Here is a 6,717-nt window from a genome sequence, read left to right as displayed (position 1 = left end):
GACCGAGACCGGCCCGAGGTCCACCAGGGCGAGCGCCCCGGTGCCGAGCAGGCAGGCCAGCAGCCCGGCGGCCAGGCCGGCCGCCGAGGCCAGCACGCCCAGCAGCAGCCCCTGGAGCAGGATCATCCGCCGCACCTGCCGCTGCGAGGCGCCCACGCAGCGCAGCAGGGCCAACTGCCGGGCGCGCTGGGCCAGCACGACCGCGAAGGTGTTGGTGACCACCATCCGGGCCACCGCCAGGGCGATCAGCACGAAGGAGAGCGCGGCGGCCAGCACCACCGACCGGATCGCCTTGCCCTCGCTCTGCGCCTCCTGCACCGAGCCGGCGTGGGTCCGGGCCACCGCGCCGTCGCCGAGCGCCCGCCCGACCGCCGCGGCAGCGGCGGCCGGGTCGGTGCCCGGGGTGAGCGCGAGGTCGAGCTGACCGGCCGTCAGGCGGGAAGCCCAGCCGGCCGCCGCGTCGTGCGGCAGGCCGAGCGCCGGGCGGCCGGAGAGGGTGGGCGAACCGCCGGTGTCCAGCAGCCCGGTGAGGGTGGCCCGCCCGGTGGAGCCGTCGGCCCGCAGCAGGCCGACCTGGCCGCCGGGGGTGACCCCGAGGCGCTCGGCGGTGCCCTCGTCCAGCAGCAGTTCGCCGTCCCGGGCCGGCCAGGCGCCCTCGGCCAGCCGCTGCCAGCGCAGCGCCGGATCGGCGGCCACCGAGGTGATCACGGCCGCCTCGTCCAGCGGGCGGCCGGAGACGGTGAGCAGGGTGCCGGGGCCGGTCAGCCGCTCGGCCACCGAGGCCACCCCCGGCACCTGCCCGGCCCGGCGGACCGCGTCGGCCGGCAGGCCGGCCCCGGACGGGCCCGCCGTGACCTGTACCGCGCCGGGGCCGACCTCGGCGGCGGCGGTCTGCCCGAAGGAGTCCACCAGCGCGCCGGCGGCCCCCACCGACAGCACCAGGAAGGCCACCCCGACCGCCACCGCCACGCCGGTCAGCACCAGTTGGCGGGCCTGTCCCAGGAACTCCTGCACGGTGTACCGCATCAGCGAAGCCACGGTGGCCCGCCCCCTCTCCGATGGTCGTGCCTCCACGCTAGGAGCGGTCCCGCGGGCGGAAGACAGCACGAGGCACGATCCCGGGTCATCCCCCGGTATGCCGGTTCCCGTCGGTGGCTCCACCTCTGGTCTGACCGGGCATCAGGGATGGGAGAGACTGGTGTCCGAATCCGGTCGCCGTCGTCCGAAGGGCCGTCATGCTGCGCGTCGTCATCGCCGAGGACTCCGTACTGCTCCGCGAGGGCCTGACCAGGCTGCTCACCGACCGGGGCCTGGAGGTGGTCGCCGGGGTCGGCGACGGCGAGGCGCTGCTGCGCACCGTCCAGCAGCTGGCGGCGGCGGATGCCCTGCCGGACGTGGTGGTGGCCGACGTGCGGATGCCGCCGACGCACACCGACGAGGGCGTCCGGGCCTGTGTCGCGCTGCGCGGGCTGTACCCGGAGCTGGGGGTGCTGGTGCTCTCCCAGTACGTCGAGGAGAAGTACGCGGGGGAGCTGCTCGCGGGCTCCACCCGGGGGGTCGGCTACCTGCTGAAGGACCGGGTGGCGGAGGTCCGGGAGTTCGTGGACGCGGTCGTCCGGGTGGCCGGCGGCGGCACCGCGCTGGACCCGGAGGTGGTGCAGCAGCTGCTGATGCGCAGCCGCAAGAGTGACGTGCTGGCGGGGCTGACGCCGCGCGAGCGGGAGGTGCTCGGCCTGATGGCGGAGGGGCGGACCAACGCGGCGGTGGCCCGGCAGCTGGTGGTCTCGGACGGCGCGGTGGAGAAGCACGTCAGCAACATCTTCCTCAAGCTGGGCCTCGGCCAGAGCTCCGAGGACCACCGGCGGGTGCTGGCCGTCCTGACGTACCTGCGGTCGTGATGCCGGGGCGCCCGGCAGGTGGTCACACCGGGGGCGCGGGGAACTGCGCGCTTCGGGAGGGACCGACCCGGGTGCCGGGTACGGGGCTCACTTGCAGGTGGTTCTCCGTACCCGGCACCCGGGTCTTCTTCTTCCGATTCGCGCAGTTCCTCGCGCCCCTGACCGCCCTCCGGGCGGCCCGGGGGCGACCGCCCGTCGGGTCGTGATCGCCTGGGTCCAGCGATGATCGAGTGGGTATCGATCGTGTGCGGGTAGACGTTCTCCCGAGCGGGAGCTCGCCGGTTGGGCCGAGTTCCGGTCCGGGGGAGGTTCGGCCGCCTAGGATGCGGAACGGTGCACCAGGCGGACGGGGCACACGGCTCACGCCCGCGGCTGGCGCCCACGAGGAGGTCCGCGGCAGTGACCAGTCAGGTCGATCAGGCAGAGGCAGTGGACGGCTCGGACGACGAAGGCCGGTCGGGCCCGGCCTCGCCCCCGGGTGCCCGGCAGCGCCCGGCGAAGCCGATCCGGCGCTTGGACCGAGTGATCATCCGCTTCGCGGGTGACTCGGGCGACGGTATGCAGCTCACCGGAGACCGCTTCACCTCGGAGACGGCCTCGTTCGGCAACGACCTCTCGACACTGCCGAACTTCCCGGCCGAGATCCGGGCCCCCGCCGGCACCCTGCCGGGTGTCTCGTCCTTCCAACTGCACTTCGCCGACCACGACATCCTGACCCCGGGCGACGCGCCCAACGTGCTGGTGGCGATGAACCCCGCCGCCCTCAAGGCCAACCTGGCGGACCTGCCGCGCGGCGCCGAGATCATCGCCAACACCGACGAGTTCACCAAGCGCGCCCTGGCCAAGGTCGGCTACGCCGCCGACCCGCTGACCGACGGCTCGCTGGAGGCGTACCACCTGCACAAGGTGCCGCTCACCACGCTGACCCTGGAGGCGTTGAAGGACTCCGGGCTGGCCCGGAAGGACGCCGAGCGGGCGAAGAACATGTTCGCGCTCGGGCTGCTGTCCTGGATGTACCACCGGCCGACCCACGGCACGGAGCGCTTCCTGCGGCAGAAGTTCGCCAAGAAGCCGGAGATCGCCGAGGCCAACATCCTTGCCTTCCGGGCGGGTTGGAACTTCGGCGAGACCACCGAGGACTTCGCGGTCTCGTACGAGGTCTCCCCGGCCAGGCTGCCGGAGGGGACCTACCGGAACATCTCCGGGAACCTCGCGCTCTCCTACGGGCTGATCGCGGCGGGGGAGCGCTCGGGCCTGCCGCTGTTCCTGGGCTCGTACCCGATCACCCCGGCCTCGGACATCCTGCACGAGCTGTCCCGGCACAAGAACTTCGGCGTGCGGACCTTCCAGGCGGAGGACGAGATCGCCGGGATCGGCGCGGCGCTGGGCGCGGCCTTCGGTGGGGCGCTGGGCGTCACCACCACCTCGGGGCCCGGGGTGGCGCTGAAGTCGGAGACCATCGGGCTGGCGGTCTCGCTCGAACTCCCCTTGCTGGTGGTGGACATCCAGCGCGGCGGGCCGTCCACCGGGCTGCCGACCAAGACCGAGCAGGCCGACCTGCTGCAGGCGATGTTCGGCCGCAACGGCGAGGCGCCGGTGCCGATCGTGGCCCCGGCCACGCCGGCGGACTGCTTCGACGCGGCGCTGGAGGCGGCCCGGATCGCGGTCACCTACCGGACGCCGGTGTTCCTGCTGAGCGACGGCTACCTGGCCAACGGGTCGGAGCCCTGGCGGATCCCGGAGGTGGACGAACTCCCGGAGATCGCACCGGACTTCGCCACCGGCCCGAACCGCGAGGACGGTGCCTTCTGGCCCTACCAGCGCGACCCGCAGACGCTGGCCCGCCCCTGGGCGGTGCCCGGCACGGCGGGGCTGGAGCACCGGATCGGCGGCATCGAGAAGCAGGACGGCACCGGGAACATCTCCTACGACCCGGCCAACCACGACTTCATGGTCCGCACCCGGCAGGCGAAGATCGACGGAATCACCGTGCCGGACCTGGTGGTTGACGATCCGTCGGGCGAGGCGCGGGTGCTGGTGCTCGGCTGGGGCTCGACCTACGGGCCGATCACCGCGGCAGTCCGCCGGGTGCGGGCCGACGGCGGCCAGGTGGCCCAGACGCACCTGCGCCACCTCAACCCCTTCCCGGCCAACCTCGGCGCGATCCTCAAGGCCTACGACCGGGTGATCGTGCCGGAGATGAACCTCGGCCAGCTCGCCCTGCTGCTGCGCGCCAAGTACCTGGTGGACGCCCAGTCCTACAACCAGGTGCGCGGACTCCCGTTCAAGGCGGCCCAGTTGGCCGACGTGCTGACCGCCGCCATCGGCACCCTGGAGGAGAAGTGATGGAGAGCCTTCGACTGGTGCCCAAGGCCGAGGCCCTGCAGAGCGCCAAGGAGTTCAAGACCGACCAGGAGGTGCGCTGGTGCCCCGGCTGCGGGGACTACGCCATCCTGGCCGCCGTGCAGGCCTTCATGCCGGAGCTCGGCATCCGCCGGGAGAACACCGTCTTCGTCTCCGGCATCGGCTGCTCCTCGCGCTTCCCGTACTACATGAACACCTACGGGATGCACTCGATCCACGGCCGCGCCCCGGCGATCGCCACCGGCCTGGCCGCCTCCCGGCAGGACCTGAGCGTCTGGGTGGTGACGGGTGACGGCGACGCGCTGTCGATCGGCGGCAACCACCTGATCCACGCGCTGCGGCGCAACGTCAACCTGAAGATCCTGCTCTTCAACAACCGGATCTACGGTCTGACCAAGGGCCAGTACTCGCCCACCAGCGAGGTCGGGAAGATCACCAAGTCCACCCCGATGGGTTCGCTGGACCACCCGTTCAACCCGCTCTCGCTGGCCATCGGCGCCGAGGCCACCTTCGTCGCCCGGACCATCGACTCCGACCGCCAGCACCTCACCTCGGTGCTCCGGGCGGCCGCCGAGCACCAGGGCACCGCGCTGGTGGAGATCTACCAGAACTGCAACATCTTCAACGACAACGCCTTCGAGGTGCTCAAGGACCCGGGCACCCGGGACGAGGCGCTGATCCGGCTGGAGCACGGGCAGCCGGTCACCTTCGCCGGCCGGGGCGTCTTCCGCGGCCCCGGCGGGGAGCTGTACGTGGACGAGGTGACCGAGGCCAACCGGGCCGAGGTGCTGGTGCACGACGCCCACCACGCCAACCCGGCGCACGCCTTCGCGCTCTCCCGGATCGCGGACGCCGACACCCTGCACCACACCCCGATCGGGGTGCTGCGCAGCGTCGAGCGGCCGGTCTACGACGAGTTGATGGGCGGTCAGCTGGAGCGCGCGGTGGAGCAGCGCGGCCGGGGCGACCTGAGCGCGCTGCTCACCGGGAACGACACCTGGACGGTGGTCTGACCGCCGGGGCCCGGAGCGGCCGTCAGCGCGTGTCGTACGCCTGACGGTTCGCCAGCACCCCGGGCGTCTGCCGCTCGACCCAGTGCGCGAGGCCGCCGACCATCTCGGCGGCCTCGTGGCCGAGCGGGGTCAGCCGGTAGTCCACCCGGGGCGGGATGACCGGGTGCGCCTCGCGCTCCACGAAGCCGTCCCGCTCCAGGGTCTGCAGGGTCTGGGCGAGCATCTTCTCGCTGACCCCGGCCACCCGGCGGCGCAGCTCGCTGAACCGGTACTCGCGCTCGGCCAGCGCGATCAGCACCAGGACGCCCCAGCGGCTGGTGACGTGCTCCAGCACGCCGCGCGAGGGGCACATCCGGTCGTTGACGTCCGGGGCGTGGATCAGTGCGTCGACACTTACCTTCATGTCAGTACCCTACTTCAAAGTGCGTACTTCCGATTGGTAAGTCCAGTACATACGGTGAGTACCGAAAGCGCAAGACCCCACCGACCAGGGAGTACCTGATGATCGTCGTCACCGGAGCCACCGGACAGCTCGGCCGCCTCGTGGTGGAGGGCCTGCTCGCCAAGGTGCCCGCGACCGAGCTGGCCGTCGCCGTCCGCTCCGCCGAGAAGGCCGCCGACTGGGCGGCCCAGGGCGTGAGCGTCCGGGTGGTCGACTACGACCGTCCGGAGACGCTGGCCACCGCCTTCGGCGCCGGTGACCGGGTGCTGCTGATCTCCGGCAGCGAGGTCGGCTCCCGGGTGCCGCAGCACACCGCCGTGGTCGAGGCCGCCGCAGCCGCCGGGGTGGCGCTGCTCGCCTACACCTCGGTCCTCGGCGGGGAGGAGGCCACTTTCCGGCTGGCCGAGGAGCACCAGGTGACCGAGGCCGCGATCCGCGCCTCGGGCCTGACCTTCACGCTGCTGCGCAACGGCTGGTACACCGAGAACTACACCGCCAACGCGGCCGTCGCCGTCGAGCACGGCGCGGTGGTCGGCAGCAACGGCGACGCCCGGATCGCCACCGCCTCCCGCCAGGACTACGCGGACGCGGCCGTTGCGGTGCTCACCGGCGAGGGCCACGAGAACGCGGTCTACGAGCTCAGCGGGGACGTGGCCTGGAGCTTCTCCGAGTACGCCGCCGTGCTGGCCGCGCACACCGGCAAGCCGGTCTCCTACGCGGACGTCCCGGCCGAGAAGCACCACGAGATCCTGGTCGGCGCCGGCCTGCCCGAGGGCTTCGCCGGGATCCTGGTGGACGTGGACGCCGCCATCGCCCGGGGCGAGCTGGCCCGCGACCGGGGCGTGCTGTCGAAGCTGATCGGCCGCCCCACCACCCCGCTGGCCGAGACGGTGGCCGCCGCGCTCTGACGGTCCGTCTCCTGATGGCCCGTGTCATGGGCAAAACCCGAATTAGGGGATGACACCCTGCCCTCCCGCCCGCTACCTTCGTCCGGAGAGCA

General features: G+C 72.7%; 6 protein-coding genes. 4 read left to right on the top strand and 2 right to left on the bottom strand.

The window, feature by feature from the left end; all coding sequences use genetic code 11:
* Nucleotides 1–1,038 (bottom strand): FtsX-like permease family protein (locus tag ACZ6ZR_RS10760; RefSeq protein WP_465641498.1); only part of this gene is annotated, 1,038 nt, incomplete at its 3' end.
* A gap of 200 nt (nt 1,039–1,238) precedes the next feature.
* Here ACZ6ZR_RS10760 and ACZ6ZR_RS10755 point away from each other — a divergent pair.
* From ACZ6ZR_RS10755 to ACZ6ZR_RS10745, 3 genes are all read left to right on the top strand, one after another.
* Complete coding sequence (locus ACZ6ZR_RS10755) at nt 1,239–1,898, top strand: response regulator (protein WP_465641588.1); 660 nt, start codon at nt 1,239–1,241, stop codon at nt 1,896–1,898.
* Nucleotides 1,899–2,297: 399 nt separating this feature from the next.
* Nucleotides 2,298–4,244, top strand: coding sequence for a 2-oxoacid:acceptor oxidoreductase subunit alpha (locus ACZ6ZR_RS10750; protein ID WP_465641496.1), 1,947 nt, complete (start codon nt 2,298–2,300; stop codon nt 4,242–4,244).
* The gene (locus ACZ6ZR_RS10745; RefSeq protein WP_465641494.1) at nt 4,244–5,275 is read left to right on the top strand and encodes a 2-oxoacid:ferredoxin oxidoreductase subunit beta; all 1,032 of its coding nucleotides are present in this window, start codon (nt 4,244–4,246) and stop codon (nt 5,273–5,275) included. Before ACZ6ZR_RS10750 ends, ACZ6ZR_RS10745 begins: the two co-directional genes overlap by 1 nt.
* A 22-nt stretch (nt 5,276–5,297) precedes the next feature.
* Here the strand turns inward: ACZ6ZR_RS10745 and ACZ6ZR_RS10740 are convergent, their stop codons facing one another.
* Nucleotides 5,298–5,678: a winged helix-turn-helix transcriptional regulator gene (locus tag ACZ6ZR_RS10740; protein ID WP_465641492.1), complete on the bottom strand. Its 381-nt coding sequence runs from the start codon at nt 5,676–5,678 to the stop codon at nt 5,298–5,300.
* A 95-nt stretch (nt 5,679–5,773) separates the two neighbouring features.
* Here ACZ6ZR_RS10740 and ACZ6ZR_RS10735 point away from each other — a divergent pair, with 95 nt between their 5' ends.
* Nucleotides 5,774–6,625: an SDR family oxidoreductase gene (locus ACZ6ZR_RS10735; RefSeq protein WP_465641586.1), complete on the top strand. Its 852-nt coding sequence runs from the start codon at nt 5,774–5,776 to the stop codon at nt 6,623–6,625.
* The last annotated feature ends 92 nt before the right edge of the window (nt 6,626–6,717 follow it).

It is taken from the genome of Kitasatospora sp. NPDC088742 (genome assembly GCF_055584905.1).
Note: the sequence above shows the minus strand (reverse complement) of the source record. Positions and strands in the feature narration are given on the sequence as shown.

What these genes read in the sequence shown, in the direction of transcription:
- ACZ6ZR_RS10745 (WP_465641494.1), top strand. Translation starts at nt 4,244, where the DNA reads ATGGAGAGCCTTCGACTGGTGCCCAAGGCCGAGGCCCTGCAGAGCGCC.
- ACZ6ZR_RS10740 (WP_465641492.1), bottom strand. Translation starts at nt 5,678, where the DNA reads ATGAAGGTAAGTGTCGACGCACTGATCCACGCCCCGGACGTCAACGAC.